Below are 14,883 nucleotides of genomic sequence, written 5' to 3'. Positions count from 1 at the left end.
CTAACTGACAGCGCTGTCAGCAAACGCTGGACCATTCGTACAGGCGGTGGTTAAAGATCCGAAGCGCGCAGGTATACTGCGTGCCAGTGCGGCCCGCAAGTCGGCCCCGCCTCATTTTTTGCACGCTCCGGAGCTTCCATGACTTCCCCGACACAACCTCCTGTTGAAGCGGCCGACATCGTCGATCCGGCCAGCGCCGATGGCGTTGAAAAAGCCGAGATCCCGGCGTTCAAGTTTCCGTTCAAACCGGGTGAACTGGCTGGCGCCAAGCAGGCGGCCCAGCCTTGGTACAAGAACGGCGCCAAGAACGGTCACACCAAGTCGCCGGGCATGGCGCCGCCGGGTACACGCCGCTCCATGGGTAAACGCTGAGGTTAAATAGTCGTACGCTGCATCGACTCTTGCCTACAAAACCTGCTGAGATTTCTGATTGTAGGCCTACGTCCGTTTCTTGAAAGCTTGCACAGCCCTTGCTGTCCCGCACGGTTTACCGAGCGGGTGTGGCGAGGCTGCTCTTTTCGGAAAAGGACGTTTCCCGTGGCCCTGATACACATCTGTGTAATGCTTGCCCTGATGTTCTCGGTGGATACCGTGGCGGCCGGCGACTCACCCCGACGCGAAATCCGTTTTGGCGTTGCCGCGCAATTCCCCCCCTTTCAGAGCCGCAACCCGCAAGGGCAGTTGGTAGGCCTGAACATCGAGCTGGGCAACGCGTTGTGCGAGCAGTTGAATGTGCGCTGCACCTGGGTCGACCAGGTGATTGTCGAGGACTTCCGCGCCCTGGAATCCAGGCATTTGGACGCGATCATGGGCATGGCGCCTACCTCGAAACGGCGTCGCTGGGCGAGTTTCACCGATAACCTCTACCCCTTCACCACGCGCCTGGTGGCGCGCAAGACATCGGGCCTGTTGCCCAACGTGCAATCCCTCGAGGGCAAGCGGGTGGGCGTATTGCTGGGCAGTAACCGCGCGACGTTCGTTCTTGCGAAATGGGCGCCGAGAGGGGTTGTCATCAAATGCTTCTGGCTCAATGACGACCTGGTGCGCAGCCTGGTGGCGGGCGAAATCGATGCAACCCTGCAAGGCACCGTGGAAATACGTGAAGCCTTGCTCGACAAGCCCGAGGGCAAGGAATTCGACTTCCTGGGCCCCGCCGTTTCGGCTGCGTTGTTGGGCGATGGCGTGGCAATCGCGGTGCGCAAGCCCGATATCGCCTTGCGCGACGCGCTCAACCGCGCCCTTGAACAACTGATCCGCAATGGCGAGTACCAAAGGATCATCAAGCCCTACCGCCTGGACGCGCCCGTTGCGATGCCCTGAGTTCAGGCAGCCCTGAGCGGGATAAACGCATAATTGGCCGGTACTTCGGTGGCAATCTGCGCTCCCGCATCCAGCAACTGTTCGGCGATATCCATGCCGGACACATGAAATACCCACTCGTTGGCCACGCACGGTTGGTCGCCCGCCCGCTCAAGCGCCTGGGCAAACGCGCCCATGTCCGGCAGGTATGCGGTAAACCCATCGCCCTTGAGTGCGGTGGTGCGTATGCCCAGCAACGCGCACACCGCTTCTTTGGTCTGCACGTCGTCGCGGTCGGCCTGGCGCGAGCGGCCGATCAGCTCGGCCAATTCCAGGTCGACCAACTCGCCACCCACGATCAGCGCAGGGCCCTGTTCCCAGGATTGCGGTGGGCACTCCTTGGCGGCGGGGTTGAGCGGGATGTGCGGGTTGATCTCCATGGGATAAATGCGGCATACCAACGGGCGGCGTTCATAGATGCGGCACAGGTTGTCTGCGTCAAGATTCCGGCAGCGCCCGGCGTTGTAGGCGGCAAAGGTGATCGCCACGAACGCCTCGGTGCTGCCGCTGGGCACCCTCACCGAACGGCGCTCGGCGTGCTCGTGTTGTTGCAGCGCCAAGCCCAGGCCATTGCCGAGGAAACCCTCCACCAGCACGATGACGTTACCGCCGTCCGCCGCCCACATACGGGCTTCGTCGAGGGTCAGGGGCACATGGTGGTCGCTGCAGCATTTGCCGCAGCCGACACAGGAAAAGTGGGTATTCATCGCGGATCTGTCACCAGGCTAGGTCAGGGGGGGCGCAGGAACGGTGACGGGTTTTTACCTCTTGGCACCGTTGCAGTGCTCTGGAAGCAAGTTATGCGCCAGCACCTTTCAGTCTTCGCTGAGCACATCCCGCAACACCAACACCATGCCCGCACTTTCATACAGCCGCCGGGCACGCAGGTTGCTCTCCACTACCTTGAGGTCGACGTAAGCTTCGCCGCGTTGTTTGAACACCTGGAAGCTGTGCAGCAACAGCGCGCGGCCCAACCCCTGGCCCTGGGCACACGGGTGCACAGCGAGGTTTTTGATAAAGGCGCTGGTCCAGCATTGGGCCACGCCGAGGATGCCCTGGTCGTTGCTGGCCACCAGGCACAACGCAGGGTCGAACTCCGCATCGGTCACGAACTGCTGCTGCCAGGCCGACAGATGGGGAACGCGGCCGCCGCCCTGGTTCTGGGTCATGCTCAACACCGCGTGAATCGCCGGGGCCAGGTCGTCGCGGTAGTGGTCCAGCCGCGTACAGGCCGGCCACTGTGGCGCGGGCAGGCTGCCGCGCAGGTCGCGGCGCAGCAGCTGGAAGTACTCAGGCACCGCTTACAGGCCCCTGTCGGCCACGTCTTTGGCGGCCACGACCAGGCACTTGGTCAGTTCCGGCGAGGAGAATTTGGTCAGCACTGAGTTGGCCCCGGCCAGGCGGGCTTTTTCGCTGTTCATCGCGCTGTCCAGGGAGGTGTGCAGCAGCACGTACAGGTCTTTGAAGTCCGGCGTTTCGCGCAAGGTGCGGGTGAGGGCGTAACCGTCCATTTCGGACATCTCGATGTCCGACACCACCACGTTGATCTGCGCAGCCGTGCCTTGCAGCTCCAGCAGCACGTCGATGGCTTCCTTGGCGCTGCGCGCGGTGTGGCAGGTCAGGCCGAGGTTGCGCAAGGTGTGCACCGATTGCTGCAGGGCGACCTGGCTGTCATCCACTACCAGAATCCGTGCGTTGCCGAGCACTTCGGCTTCTTCCATGGTCAGGTCGGTGGGCGCCGTTTCAATCGGCGCCGGCGCGATACCGTGGATGACTTTTTCAATATCCAGCACTTGTACCAAGCCGCCTTCCACTTGAGTGACCCCGGTGATAAACGCACGGTTGCCGCCGGAACCGTAGGGCGGCGGGCGGATGTCGGTGGTCAGGCAATGCACGATCTTGCTCACCGCTTGCACGTGCAGGCCTTGTTTGGAACGGCTTACGTCCGTGACGATCAGGCAGCCGCCATCCGGGTCTTCCAGGGGCATTTCGCCCAGGGCACGGCTCAGGTCGATCACCGCCAACGAGTTACCGCGCAGCGTGGCGATGCCTTTGACGTGGGGGTGCGACTCCGGCAGCTTGGTCAGCGGCGGGCAAGGGATAATCTCGCTGACTTTCAGCAGGTTGATGGCCATCAGCTTGCCGCTGCGCAAGGTAAAGAGCAGAAGCGAGAGTGAGTCTGCGCGGGCTTTGGTGGTGGACATAAAAACCTTCTGTGGATCAGGGATGACGATCTTCTATGGAAGGGTATCGACTTGGGAGGGCCAGGCTTTAACCGGATTTTCCGTCGGGCTGGCCCCCTCCCACACTGAGTGTGTGTCAGCCCTTCCAGACTTGCGGGTTCACCAGGTCCTGCGGGCGCTGGCCGAGCAAGGCGCTGCGCAGGTTGTCCAGGGCACGGTTGGCCATGGCTTCGCGGGTTTCATGGGTGGCCGAGCCGATATGCGGCAAGGTCACGGCATTGCTCAGTTGGAACAGCGGCGACTCGGCCAAGGGTTCCTGCTCATACACATCCAGCCCGGCGCCACGGATGGTCTGGTTTTGCAGGGCCTTGATCAGCGCCGGCTCGTCCACCACCGGACCACGGGAGATATTCACCAGGATCGCGCCGGGCTTCATCAGCTCCAATTCGCGGGTGCTGATCAGGTGACGGGTCTTGTCGCTGAGCGGGACGACCAGGCAGACGAAATCCGCCTCGGCCAGCAACTGGTCCAGGCTGCGCCACTGCGCGCCCAGTTCCTGCTCAAGCGCGGCCTTGCGGCTGTTGCCGCTGTACAGAATCGGCATGTTGAAGCCCAGGCGCCCACGACGGGCGACGGCCGCGCCGATATTGCCCATGCCGACAATGCCCAGTGTCTTGCCGTGCACATCGCAGCCAAACAACGGCGCGCCGACGCTGGCTTTCCATTGGCCGGCCTTGGTCCATGCGTCCAGCTCGGCCACACGGCGCGCGCTGCTCATCAGCAGGGCGAAGGCCAGGTCGGCGGTGCTTTCGGTGAGTACATCGGGGGTGTTGGTGAGCATGATCCCGCGCTCATTGAAGTACGGCAGGTCGTAGTTGTCGTAGCCCACCGACACGCTGGACACCACTTCAAGCTTGCCCGCGCCGTCGAGCTGCGCCCGGCCCAGCTTGCGGCCAACGCCAATCAGGCCGTGGGCGTGGGGCAGGGCTTCGTTGAACTGCGCGTTGATGTCCCCCAGCTTGGGGTTGGGCGCGATCACCTCGAAATCCTGTTGCAGGCGTTCGATCATTGGCGGGGTGATGCGGCTGAAGGCGAGGACAGTCTTTTTCATGGCAGGCGGGCTCATCGACTACGGAAGAATGCCAAGCACGCTAACATTCCCGCCGGCAATTGTCAGGGCGCTCCTGCCACATTGACCCTGTGGTGTTTGTTGGCAATCAGTTCGACAACCGCGCGCCGCCCAAACTGCCACTCAACTCATAGGCCACCAACTCGGCCTGATGTGCCGCGAGAATCTCCGGCAACGAACCGCGCAGGTATTCCACCCACGTCTTGATCTTCGCATCCAGGTACTGGCGCGACGGGTAGATGGCGTACAGGTTCAGTTCCTGGGAACGGTAGTTGGGCATCACCCGCACCAACGTGCCATTGCGCAGGCCTTCGATGGCGGCATACACCGGCAACAGGCCGACGCCCATGCCGCTGGTGATCGCGGTTTTCATCGCGTCCGCCGAGTTCACCAAAAACGGCGAGGTGTTGATCGCCACGCTTTCCTGGCCTTCGGGGCCGTTGAAGGTCCACTTGTCCAGTTGGACCACCGGGCTGACCAGGCGCAGGCACGCGTGGTTGAGCAGATCGCTGGGGCGGTGGGCGCAGCCTTTGGCCTTGACGTAGTCCGGCGAGGCACAGGCGATGCTGTAGGTGATGCCCAGGCGTTGGGAGACGAAACCCGAATCCGGCAGTTCGCTGGCCAGCACGATGGACACGTCGTAGCCCTCGTCGAGCAGGTCGGGCACGCGGTTGGCCAGGGTCAGGTCGAAGGTCACGTCCGGGTGGGTACGGCGGTAACGGGCGATGGCGTCGATCACAAAGTGCTGGCCGATGCCGGTCATGGTGTGCACTTTCAACTGCCCGGCGGGGCGTGCGTGGGCATCGCTGGCCTCGGCTTCGGCTTCTTCGACATAGGCGAGGATCTGCTCACAGCGCAGCAGGTAGCGTTTACCCGCTTCGGTGAGGGCAATGCGCCGGGTGGTGCGGTTGAGCAAGCGGGTTTGCAGGTGGGCCTCCAGATTGGAAACCGCGCGCGAGACGTTGGCCGTGGTGGTGTCCAGTTGCGCGGCGGCGGCGGTGAAGCTGCCGGCGTCGGCCACACAACTGAAGGCGCGCATGTTTTGCAAGGTGTCCATGGAGTGTTCTCTGGGGAGATGCCAAATTGTGACAGAAAGTTACGTCGACCAGTGATCCCTACCAATGGATTATCGCCTTAACGGTAACAAAGAATCACAGGAATGCCCGCTTATCGTCCCCCATGGCGCCGCCTAGAATTGCGCCACCTACCGTGCATCACCACCTCAGGAATTCGCTTGCCGTGCCGCCTCGCATCAGCAGAGAGCTGAAGACTCTCAGTGTTTGGGCTTTATCGTTAGCTATCAGCGGCTGCATCGGAACCGGAGGAATCGCCCCCCAAGGCCAGGCCCTGAATGCCAATACCCTGGCCACCGACGAGGCCATCCAGAGCGCGGCCCGGGATGCCCATTGGCCCACCGCGCACTGGTGGCACGCGTACGGCGACCCGCAACTCGACCGCTGGGTCGAACTGGCCACCCGCGGCAGCCCGAGCATGGCCATGGCCGCCGCGCGGGTGCGTGAAGCGCGGGCCATGGCCGGGGTTGCCGAGTCGGCCGAGTCGTTGCAGATCAATAGCGACACCACTCTCAAGCGCCACAACTGGCCGAAGGATCAGTTCTACGGCCCCGGCGAGTTGAGCGGCGCCAACACCTGGGACAACAATTCGTCGTTGGGCCTGAGCTACGCCCTCGACCTGTGGGGCCGCGAACGCAACGCCACCGAGCGGGCCGTGGACCTGGCGCACATGAGCGTCGCCGAGGCGCGCCAGGCCCAGCTCGAACTGCAGAACAACGTGGTGCGCGCCTATATCCAGCTGTCGTTGCACTACGCCAACCGCGATATCGTCGCCGCGACCCTGGCCCAGCAACAGCAGATCCTCGAGCTGGCCAACAAACGCCTGGACGCCGGCATCGGCACGCATTTCGACGTGAGCCAGGCCGAAACGCCATTGCCCGAAACCCATCGCCAACTGGACGCCCTCGACGAGGAAATCGCCCTGAGCCGTAACCAGTTGGCCGCATTGGCGGGCAAAGGGCCGGGCGAGGGCGCGCAGTTGCAACGCCCGAGCCTGTCTCTGGCCGCGCCGTTGAAACTGCCATCGACCCTGCCCGCGCAATTGCTCGGCCAGCGCCCGGACGTGGTCGCCGGCCGCTGGCAAGTGGCGGCCCAGGCGCGTGGCATCGACGTGGCACAGGCGAGCTTCTACCCCAACGTCGACCTGGTCGGCAGCCTTGGCTACGTGGCCACCGGCGGCGGCATGCTGGCGTTTCTGGCCGGCAAGAAATTCAATTACAGCGTCGGCCCGGCGCTCACCTTGCCGATCTTCGACGGTGGCCGCCTGCGTGCCGAGCTGGGTGAAGCCAGCGCCGGCTATGACCTCGCCGTGGCGCGTTACAACCAGACCCTGGTCAATGCGCTCAAGGGCATCAGCGACCAGTTGATCCGCCGCGAATCCATGGACAAGCAATCGTCATTCGCCGCGCAGTCGGTGGCTTCGGCGCAGAAAACCTATGACATCGCGATGATCGCCTACCAGCGCGGCCTCACCGATTACCTGAATGTGCTCAACGCCCAGACCCTGCTGTTTCGCCAGCAGCAGATCGAGCAGCAGGTACAGGCGGCGCGCCTGAGCGCCCATGCCGAACTGGTGACCGCCCTGGGCGGCGGCCTCGACGCTGGCAAGGACATACCCCAAGACGCCCAGGCTCTCCCCGGCAAAACCCCGGCGGCGCTGGCCGTGTTCGACCACTGAGTAGGTTGCGATGACTCCCTTGCCTGCACCGCTGCGCTGGTTGCATTCCCTTGAATGGCGCCGTGGCTTCTTCGACTGGGCACGCAGCGACGGCGTGACCTGGGTGTATATCTTCAAGGTGCTGATCGCGGCGTTTCTTACCCTGTGGCTGGCCATGCGCCTGGAGCTGCCGCAACCACGCACCGCCATGATCACGGTGTTTATCGTGATGCAGCCGCAAAGCGGCCAAGTGTTCGCCAAGAGTTTTTATCGCTTGCTCGGCACCCTGGCGGGCTCGGCGGTGATGGTGTTGCTGATCGCCTTGTTTGCGCAGAACACCGAATTGTTCCTGGGCGCGCTGGCGATCTGGGTGGGCATTTGCACCGCCGGTGCCACGCGTAACCGCAACTTTCGTGCCTATGGGTTTGTGCTGGCCGGCTATACGGCCGCGATGGTCGGTTTGCCGGCGCTGGCGCACCCCGACGGCGCGTTCATGGCGGCAGTGTGGCGCGTGCTGGAAATCTCCCTGGGGATTGTTTGCTCGACGCTGGTCAGCGCGGCGATCCTGCCGCAGACCGCCAGCGCCGCCATGCGCAATGCCTTGTACCAGCGCTTCGGCGTGTTCGCGTTGTTTGTCACCGACGGCCTGCGCGGTCGTAGCCGGCGTGAAGAATTCGAGGCCGGCAACGTGCGGTTTATCGCCCAAGCCGTGGGCCTGGAAGGGCTGCGCAGCATCACCGTGTTTGAAGACCCGCACATGCGTCGGCGCAATGGGCGGCTCAGTCGCCTCAACAGCGAATTCATGAGCATCACGACGCGCTTCAACGCCCTGCACCAACTGTTGGAGCGGCTGCGCACCGACGCCGCCGATCATGTGGTCGTCGCGATCAAACCCGGCTTGCAAGACCTCGCCGAAGTGCTTGACGGTTTTTCCGGCCGCGCGCTCACAAGCCCTGATGCCGCACGGCTGGTTAACCAGCTCAGCGCTTATAAAGACGGCCTGCCCGCCACGGTGCGCAGTCTGCGCGCGGCGTTCCAGCAGGGCCACCCGAGCGAAGCCGAGCAACTGGATTTTCATACCGCCTACGAGTTGCTGTACCGCTTTGTCGATGACCTGCACAACTACGCGCAAACCCACGCCTCACTGGCCGATCACTCCCATGCGCGGGAAGACTGGGACGAACCCTACACCCCGAAAACCAACTGGCTGGCCTGTGCCGCTTCGGGCGTCCGCGCCTCCTTTATCCTCATCGTGCTCGGCAGTTACTGGGTGGCGACGGCCTGGCCCAGCGGCGCCACCATGACGTTGATCGCCGCCGCCACGGTCGGCTTGTCCGCCGCCACGCCCAACCCCAAGCGCATGGCGTTCCAGATGGCCTGCGGCACCTTGATCGGTGCGCTGGTGGGCTTTGTCGAGATGTTCTTCGTGTTCCCGTTAATCGACGGCTTCGCGTTGCTGTGCGTGATGCTCGCGCCGGTGATCGTCCTCGGTGCTTTCCTGGCGTCGCGCCCGCAATACGCGGGCGTCGGCGTGGGCCTGTTGATCTTCTTCAGCACCGGCTCGGTGCCGGACAACCTCACGGTCTACAACCCCTACACCTTCATCAACGACTACATCGCCATGGTCATCGGCATGCTGGTGTGCGCGGCCGCCGGCGCGATCATCCTGCCGCCCAACAGCCGCTGGTTGTGGCGCCGCCTGGAGCAGGACCTGCGCGAGCAAGTGGTGTACGCGATCAGCGGCAAGCTCAAGGGCCTGACGTCGAGTTTCGAGAGCCGTACCCGTGACTTGCTGCACCAGGCCTACGGCCTCGCCGTCGGCCAGCCGCACGTGCAACGCGACCTGCTGCGCTGGATGTTCGTGGTGCTCGAAGTCGGCCACGCGATCATCGAGTTGCGCAAGGAACAGGCGATTTTGCCGGTGCACCCGGCGTATGCCGAATCCCAGCCGTGGCGCCAGGCGATCCGCGTGATGGGCCGTTCGCTGGTGCGGCTGTTCCTGCAGCCCAGCGCCAGCAACCTGGAGCGTGGGCTGATCGCCGTCGACCATGCGATCAGCCGCGTGCAGGCCACCGACGAACCCTTCGCCCCGCATTTCGACACCTCGGCCCTGCGTCGGGTGAAGAGCTACCTGCACTTTATCCGCACCTCGTTGCTCGACCCGCAATCGCCGTTGGCGGCCCTCAAAGGAGCCCCGCATGCCCCGTGAAATCGCGTTCCACGGCCTGTACATGCCGACCATGACCCTGATGTTTTTGATTGCCGCCGTGCTGGCCTGGGCGCTGGACCGCTTCCTGGCCGGGTTCGACCTGTACCGTTTTTTCTGGCACCCGGCGTTGCTGCGCCTGAGCCTGTTCGTTTGCCTGTTCGGCGCTTTGGCGCTGAGCGTCTACCGTTGAGAATGCCCCGATGAAAAAGTTTTTCAGCCTGCTCGCCACCTTGCTGGTGTTGGCATTGGCGCTCTGGATTGGCCGCACGCTGTGGGTGCACTACATGCAGACCCCCTGGACCCGCGACGGCCGCGTGCGCGCCGACATCATCAACGTGGCGGCCGACGTCACAGGCGTCGTGGTCGACGTGCCGGTGCGCGACAACCAGTTGGTTAAAAAAGGCGACCTGCTGATGCAGATCGACCCCGAGCACTACCGCATCGCCGTCAAACAGGCGCAAGCGCTGGTGGCGTCGCGCAAAGCCACCTGGGAAATGCGCAAACTCAACGCCCACCGCCGCGCCGACCTCGATGCCCTGGTGATCTCCAGGGAAAACCGCGACGACGCGAGCAACATCGCCGACTCGGCCCAGGCGGATTACCAGCACGCACTGGCCCAGTTGGAAGCCGCCGAACTCAACCTGAAACGCACGCAAGTGCTGGCGGCGGTAGACGGCTATGTCACCAACCTCAACGTGCATCGCGGCGACTATGCGCGCATCGGCGAAGCCAAGATGGCCGTGGTGGATATGAACTCGTTCTGGGTCTATGGCTTCTTTGAAGAGACCAAGTTGCCCCATGTGAAGGTCGGCGATAAAGCCGATATGCAATTGATGAGCGGCGAGACCCTCAAAGGCCATGTGGAAAGCATCTCGCGGGGTATTTATGACCGCGATAACCCCGAGAGCCGGGAGCTGATCGCCGACGTGAACCCGACCTTCAACTGGGTGAGATTGGCCCAGCGGGTGCCGGTGCGGATTCATATTGATGAGGTACCGGAAGGGGTATTGCTGGCGGCGGGGATTACTTGCACGGTGATCGTTGACCAGGCGCAAAACTAAAATGTGGGAGGGGGCTTGCTCCCGATAGCAGGGGTTCAGTCAATGCATGTGTCGACTGAAAACCGCTATCGGGAGCAAGTCGAATCGTCGCACCGCCCCTCCCACCTTTGACCGTGTTATGCCTTGATAAAGGTTTCGTGCAAATGACGCCAGAGCAGCGCGCCACTGGCCTGTTTTTCGAACACCACGGTGGCACGTCGATCGGTCTGCGTGCCGCTGTCATCCACCTGATGTTCGCGGTACGTCACCGTGGCTCCACGCGCATGCCTGTCGATGCCGGCCATCTCACTCAAAGTGATTTTCAACCCCGGGCGCATGCCGCCCAGCCGAGTGAACAGGGCGTTCACCCCAGCCGTGTTGACCCGCGTGCCGGTGGCGGGGGCGACCATGCTGAATTCCGGCGAGAAGCGCGCCAGCAAATTCTGCAGGGTGCCCTCAGGCGCAACGCCGGCAAACCATTGCTCGATCTCGACGTGGGTCTGGATTACTTCTTCGAAAAAGTCGGTGTAGTCGATCATTTACAAACTCCCATTCAAACCAAAACGTTTCTTCAACACCTTCTCCAGCAACCCCTTGGGCAACAACGCCGCCATCCACGGCAACGCCCGGCTGCCATTACCCGAACGCAACAGCCGTGGCGGCTGTGCCTGTTGCACGGCCTTGAGCACATCCGCCGCAAACACACTGGCTGGCGTCGGCTTGTCCTGTGACGCCTGGCTGCGTGCCCGAATACCTTCGCGCAACGGCCACCACGGCGATTGCTCGTTGATCAACAATTCGGCCTGGGCGCCGGCGTTTTTCGCGAAGCTTGTATTAATGGCTCCGGGCTGGACTTCCATGACTCGAATCCCAAACGGCGCCAGTTCCATGCGCAATGCGTCGCTCAACGCATGCACCGCCGCTTTGGAGGCGCAGTAGGCACCGGCAAATGGCGTCACCAGCACCCCGGAAACGCTGCCTATATTCACCACCAGGCCTTTGCCGCGACGCAGTGCGGGAAAGAACGCCTGGGTCACGCCGACGATGGAAAACACGTTGGTCTCGAATTGGCGCTGCATCGCCTCGGTGCCGCCGTCGAGCAACGGGCCCATGGCGCCGTAGCCGGCGTTGTTGATCAGCACATCCAGCTCGCCCCATTGTTCGGCCAGGCGTTGCAGGGCAGTGTCGTCGTTGACGTCCAGTTGCACGGCGTTGAAGCCCGCGGCACTCAGGTCGGCAACGTCGTCGGGGCGGCGGGCGCTGGCCCATACCTCATAGCCCGCCCCCTTGAAGGCATCGGCCAAAGCGCGGCCGATGCCGCTGGAGCAACCGGTGATGAGTACGTTGGGCATGGCTCAATCCTTTGTCAGTCCGAGAAACTGCCTTGCAGGTGCTCGGCGCGAAATTCCAGGGTTTGCGGGCGGTAGCCGGGGCGCAGCGGTGGGGTGGGCAGGCAGTCGTCCCAGGTGGCGCCGGCCTGCAACTCGCCGGGGCCGCGATAGCGGGGGGCGGCGTAGACGTTGTCGGCCAGGTTGACCGTATCACCCGGTGCATAGGCCGCGACGCGCCAGCGCAGTTCGGTCAGCGGTACGTCGTTGCCGTTGTTCAGGGTCAGTTTCAGCGGGCGGTCGGCGGGGCAGTCCTGCGGGGCATAGCTGATGCGCAGTTCCAGGCGTGCCAACTGCGCGGCTTCGCGGTTGTCCAGCCAGACCACCCAGACGGCCACGCAACCCAGGCCCGCCAAGGCGGCGAGGGAAACCGGCAGGGCCTTGGCCGGATAGCGCAGCAGCAGGATCAGCCAGGTAATGATCAGTAGAACGCCGAAGAACATGGAGACCGCCTCGAATAGGGAACGAGCATCCTAACTTAAGCTTAGGTGGGATTGGTTACCTTGAGAGGGGGGGTGATTGGGCTGACGCCATCGGGAGCAAGCCCCCTCCCACACTAAAATTGTGAATACATTCGAATGTGGGGGCTTGCTCCCGATGACTTACTTACTGAGCAGCAGAATCTGCCTGCAAACCATCAATTGAAGCCTCAACCAAGGCCAAGCCGGTTTCCGCCAATTGCAGGCTGGCCCAGTTCAGGTAGCTCTGGTGTTCGGTGCACAGGTCTTGAGCCGCCAAGGTAAGGACTCGGGCAGTGCCCAGTACATAGCTGGCATGTTCCAGTGCATGTTCGATGGGGATGTCGGGTTGTACGCGAAACAGTGGTATTTCACTGCGCTCGCAGGGGCCGAAGGGGGTGGGGCGGGTGGTTTGTTTGGGCATTGTCTTGCTCCTTGAGAAAAGAAGCTGCCTCTGATCGCCGTCAAACGATTGGGTGGCAACTGTGCGCAGGTTGACGGACCGGTCTCAAGAACCCGGCGCACCCGAAGGTGCCCCACGCACAGTCGCCATAACGCTGTGCTGCGGGCACATGAGTGCACGAGCAAAGTAAAGGGACTATGCATCTTGAGAACAGCGAGGCCGTCAAACCTCATCACGAATGAGTCGTGACAGGCGCGAGGATAGGCAGGATGGGGGCAGGGGTCAATGATGGCGATTGTTCTCACGAGCCTCATCGGGAGCAAGCCCCCTCCCACATTTGGACCGGTTACAGCCTTGGAATACGGTCAAACTGTGGGAGGGGCTTGCTCCCGATGGCGCCCTCACAGCCAGCGCAGATTCCAAACAAAAAGCCCCCACCCAACCCACTGCGGATAGGGGACGCAATGGGCTGGGCGAGGGCTTCTTGTACGACTGTTTTACTGCGCGATAGTTTTCACCGACACGCCACGTTCAACCGGCGTCGAGCGACCGTAGATATCTTCGAAGCGCTCGATATCGTCTTCGCCCAGGTAGCTGCCCGATTGCACTTCGATGATCTCCAACGGGATCTTGCCCGGGTTGCGCAGGCGGTGCACCGAAGCGATCGGGATGTAGGTGGACTGGTTTTCGCAGAGCAGGAACACGTTGTCGTCACAGGTGACTTCGGCGGTGCCGCTGACCACGATCCAGTGTTCGGCGCGGTGGTGGTGCATCTGCAGGGACAGGCACGCGCCCGGCTTGACCGAGATGTGCTTGACCTGGAAGCGGCCGCCCATGTCCACCGAGTCGTAGGAACCCCACGGGCGGTAGACTTCGCAGTGGTTCTGGGTTTCGCTGCGGCCCTGTTCGTTGAGGGTGTTGACCATTTGCTTGACGCCTTGGACCTTGTCCTTGTGGGCAATCATCATCGCGTCCTTGGTTTCCACCACCACGATGTTGTCCAGGCCAATCACCGACACCAGTTTGCCGTTGCCGTGCACCATGCAGTTGCGGCTGTCCTGGATCACCACGTCGCCTTTGCTCACGTTGCCGTTGGCGTCTTTATCGTTGACCGCCCACAGCGAGGCCCAGCAGCCTACGTCGCTCCAACCGGCGCTCAGTGGTACCACGCAGGCGCGCTGGGTTTTTTCCATCACGGCGTAGTCGATGGAATTGTCCGGGCAGCAGGCGAAGGTGGCATCGTCGAAGGTCACGGTGTCGGGGGTCTGCTCGCTGCGCTCCAGGGTCAGTACGCAGGTGTCGTAGATATCCGGGTCGTGTTTTTTCAGCTCTTCGAGGAAGCGGCTGGCGCGGAACAGGAACATGCCGCTGTTCCAGAAGTAGCCGCCGCTTTTGACGAACTCGACGGCGCGTTTTTCATTCGGTTTTTCTACGAACTGCTCAACGCGGCTGACGCCTTCGGGCAGCAGCGAATCGTTGGTGGACTTGATGTAGCCATAACCGGTTTCCGGGCGGGTCGCCGGTACGCCGAACAACACCATCTCGCCACGTTCGGCAGCCACGGTGGCCAGGGCCAGGGCGCGTTGCAGGGCTTTTTGATCGTCGATCACGTGGTCGGCGGGCAGCACCAGCATCAGCTCGTCGCGGCCTTCGTTGACCAGCATCATCGCCGTCAGGGCCACGGCCGGCGCGGTGTTGCGGCCGAACGGTTCCATCAGGATGCGTTGGCATTCGAGCTTACGCGCGCTCAACTGCTCGTTGACGATGAAACGGTGATCCTTGTTGCAGACCACAATCGGGCTGTCCATGCCTTCGAATACCAGGCGTTCCAGGGTTTGCTGGAACAGCGTGTGCTCACCGGTCAGGGCCAGGAACTGCTTGGGGAACTGTTTGCGGGAAAGCGGCCAAAGACGTGAGCCGCTACCACCGGAAAGGATGACTGGAATCATGAGTGTTTCTCCTTAAAAGATAGTTGGAAGCTGCA

Annotated in this window: 16 protein-coding genes; 6 read left to right on the top strand and 10 right to left on the bottom strand. The window is 62.6% G+C overall.

Annotated elements, in window-relative coordinates; all coding sequences use genetic code 11:
• Positions 1-138 precede the first annotated feature (138 nt).
• Together AB4N98_RS07785 and AB4N98_RS07780 are read left to right on the top strand one after the other, a co-directional pair.
• A complete protein-coding gene (locus AB4N98_RS07785; RefSeq protein ID WP_017526190.1) occupies positions 139-372 on the top strand; it encodes a hypothetical protein in 234 nt (77 codons plus the stop codon).
• Between the two features lie 165 nt (positions 373-537).
• Positions 538-1,320, top strand: a complete 783-nt coding sequence (locus AB4N98_RS07780; RefSeq protein ID WP_026067130.1) for a transporter substrate-binding domain-containing protein — start codon at positions 538-540, stop codon at positions 1,318-1,320.
• A 2-nt stretch (positions 1,321-1,322) separates the two neighbouring features.
• On the opposite strand, the gene AB4N98_RS07775 is transcribed toward AB4N98_RS07780, so the two are convergent.
• The 5 genes from AB4N98_RS07775 to AB4N98_RS07755 form a co-directional block, all read right to left on the bottom strand.
• Positions 1,323-2,066, bottom strand: coding sequence for a YkgJ family cysteine cluster protein (locus AB4N98_RS07775; RefSeq protein ID WP_017526192.1), 744 nt, complete (start codon positions 2,064-2,066; stop codon positions 1,323-1,325).
• Positions 2,067-2,174: 108 nt separating this feature from the next.
• Complete coding sequence (locus AB4N98_RS07770) at positions 2,175-2,657, bottom strand: GNAT family N-acetyltransferase (protein WP_068931969.1); 483 nt, start codon at positions 2,655-2,657, stop codon at positions 2,175-2,177.
• A 3-nt stretch (positions 2,658-2,660) separates the two neighbouring features.
• On the bottom strand, positions 2,661-3,563 hold the full coding sequence (locus AB4N98_RS07765; protein WP_017526194.1) for a chemotaxis protein CheV: 903 nt from the start codon (positions 3,561-3,563) through the stop codon (positions 2,661-2,663).
• A gap of 115 nt (positions 3,564-3,678) precedes the next feature.
• Positions 3,679-4,653 (bottom strand): 2-hydroxyacid dehydrogenase, encoded by a 975-nt coding sequence (locus tag AB4N98_RS07760; protein ID WP_065877267.1) that lies wholly within the window; start codon positions 4,651-4,653, stop codon positions 3,679-3,681.
• 106 nt (positions 4,654-4,759) lie between these two features.
• On the bottom strand, positions 4,760-5,728 hold the full coding sequence (locus AB4N98_RS07755) for a LysR family transcriptional regulator (protein WP_017526196.1): 969 nt from the start codon (positions 5,726-5,728) through the stop codon (positions 4,760-4,762).
• 182 nt (positions 5,729-5,910) lie between these two features.
• On the opposite strand from AB4N98_RS07755, the gene AB4N98_RS07750 reads away from it, so the two are divergent.
• From AB4N98_RS07750 to AB4N98_RS07735, 4 genes are read left to right on the top strand one after another with little or no spacing between them, the layout of a single operon-like run.
• Positions 5,911-7,422 (top strand): efflux transporter outer membrane subunit, encoded by a 1,512-nt coding sequence (locus tag AB4N98_RS07750; protein ID WP_065877266.1) that lies wholly within the window; start codon positions 5,911-5,913, stop codon positions 7,420-7,422.
• 10 nt (positions 7,423-7,432) lie between these two features.
• Positions 7,433-9,610, top strand: coding sequence for an FUSC family protein (locus tag AB4N98_RS07745; RefSeq protein ID WP_065877265.1), 2,178 nt, complete (start codon positions 7,433-7,435; stop codon positions 9,608-9,610).
• The gene (locus AB4N98_RS07740; protein ID WP_003171907.1) at positions 9,600-9,800 is read left to right on the top strand and encodes a DUF1656 domain-containing protein; all 201 of its coding nucleotides are present in this window, start codon (positions 9,600-9,602) and stop codon (positions 9,798-9,800) included. The genes AB4N98_RS07745 and AB4N98_RS07740 overlap by 11 nt, the downstream gene beginning before the upstream one ends.
• Before the next feature lie 10 nt (positions 9,801-9,810).
• Positions 9,811-10,671, top strand: coding sequence for an efflux RND transporter periplasmic adaptor subunit (locus AB4N98_RS07735; RefSeq protein ID WP_068931971.1), 861 nt, complete (start codon positions 9,811-9,813; stop codon positions 10,669-10,671).
• Positions 10,672-10,787: 116 nt separating this feature from the next.
• On the opposite strand, the gene AB4N98_RS07730 is transcribed toward AB4N98_RS07735, so the two are convergent.
• From AB4N98_RS07730 to AB4N98_RS07710, 5 genes are all read right to left on the bottom strand, one after another.
• Complete coding sequence (locus AB4N98_RS07730) at positions 10,788-11,189, bottom strand: DUF4440 domain-containing protein (RefSeq protein ID WP_068937562.1); 402 nt, start codon at positions 11,187-11,189, stop codon at positions 10,788-10,790.
• Positions 11,190-12,002: an SDR family oxidoreductase gene (locus AB4N98_RS07725; protein ID WP_068937563.1), complete on the bottom strand. Its 813-nt coding sequence runs from the start codon at positions 12,000-12,002 to the stop codon at positions 11,190-11,192.
• A gap of 14 nt (positions 12,003-12,016) precedes the next feature.
• Complete coding sequence (locus tag AB4N98_RS07720; RefSeq protein WP_460149352.1) at positions 12,017-12,481, bottom strand: multidrug transporter; 465 nt, start codon at positions 12,479-12,481, stop codon at positions 12,017-12,019.
• Between the two features lie 163 nt (positions 12,482-12,644).
• Positions 12,645-12,920, bottom strand: coding sequence for a DUF3077 domain-containing protein (locus tag AB4N98_RS07715; protein WP_017526203.1), 276 nt, complete (start codon positions 12,918-12,920; stop codon positions 12,645-12,647).
• 476 nt (positions 12,921-13,396) lie between these two features.
• Entirely contained in the window at positions 13,397-14,848 is a 1,452-nt protein-coding gene (locus tag AB4N98_RS07710) for a mannose-1-phosphate guanylyltransferase/mannose-6-phosphate isomerase (protein WP_017526204.1), read from the bottom strand.
• Positions 14,849-14,883: the final 35 nt, after the last annotated feature.

The sequence above is a fragment of the Pseudomonas sp. S3_E10 genome (assembly GCF_054667615.1).
This window is presented reverse-complemented; position numbering and strand designations above follow the sequence as displayed.